General features: G+C 70.4%; 1 protein-coding gene. It reads left to right on the forward strand.

Going from position 1 to position 1,001, the window contains the following annotated elements:
- Nucleotides 1-1,001 (forward strand): [protein-PII] uridylyltransferase family protein (locus GJV64_RS14785; RefSeq protein ID WP_456238863.1); only part of this gene is annotated, 1,001 nt, incomplete at both ends.

Raw genomic sequence — 1,001 nt, forward strand, 5'->3', positions numbered from 1 at the left:
GCAGGTGGCGCTGATCACCGCGCTCGCCGATCTGGCCGGCCTGTGGCCGCTTGAGCGGGTGACGGCGGCGCTCTCCGCCTTTGCCGATGCTGCCATCGATGTGGCGATTGCCGCCGCGCTGGCCGAACGCGGCGCCGCCAACCGCGGTCTCGTCGCGCTGGCGCTGGGCAAGCTGGGCAGCCGCGAGCTCAACTATTCCTCGGACAGTGACCTCATCTTCCTGCACGATCCGGCCATCATCCCGTGCCGCAGCAGCGAAGACCCCGGAGAGGCGGCGGTGCGCATCGCCCGCCGTGCCGTGGCCCTGCTCGCCGATCTGACACCCGATGGCTATGTGATGCGGGTAGACCTCAGGCTGCGCCCGGCGAGCGAGATCACGCCGATGTCGATCAGCCTGTCGGCGGCGGAGCATTATTATCAGTCCGAAGCGCTGACCTGGGAGCGTGTGGCCTTCATCCGCGCCCGCGCCGTGGGCGGCGATATCGGAATGGGCGAGGATTTCCTCGCGCGCATCCGGCCCTTCGTCTGGCGCCGCAGCCTCGATTACACGGCGGTGCGCGACATCCAGTCGGTGAGCCTGCGCATCCGCGACCATTTCGAGGCCGGGCAGGCGCCGGGGCCGGGCTATGATGTGAAGCGCGGGCGCGGCGGCATTCGCGAGGTCGAGTTCTTCACCCAGATCAACCAGCTGATCTGGGGCGGGCGCGACGTTGCGCTGCGCTGTCCGGCCACGCTCGATGGCCTTGCCGCGCTCACGACCGCCGGCCATGTCGATGCGGCCGAGGCCGGCGCGCTCAGCGATGCCTATCTCGCGCTGCGCACCCTCGAGCATCGCCTGCAGATGCGCCGCGATGAGCAGACCCATGCCATCCCGCGCCTGGCTGCCGATCGCGAGGCGGTGGCGCGCCTGTGCGGCGTGAAGGACTGGCCAGCGCTGGCCGCCGCGCTGGAACGGGCCATCCAGCCGGTGGGCGCTGCCTATGACCGTCTGATCGCCGCCG

Source organism: Sandarakinorhabdus rubra (genome assembly GCF_010994245.1).
In the GTDB taxonomy this organism is placed as follows: domain Bacteria; phylum Pseudomonadota; class Alphaproteobacteria; order Sphingomonadales; family Sphingomonadaceae; genus Sandarakinorhabdus; species Sandarakinorhabdus rubra.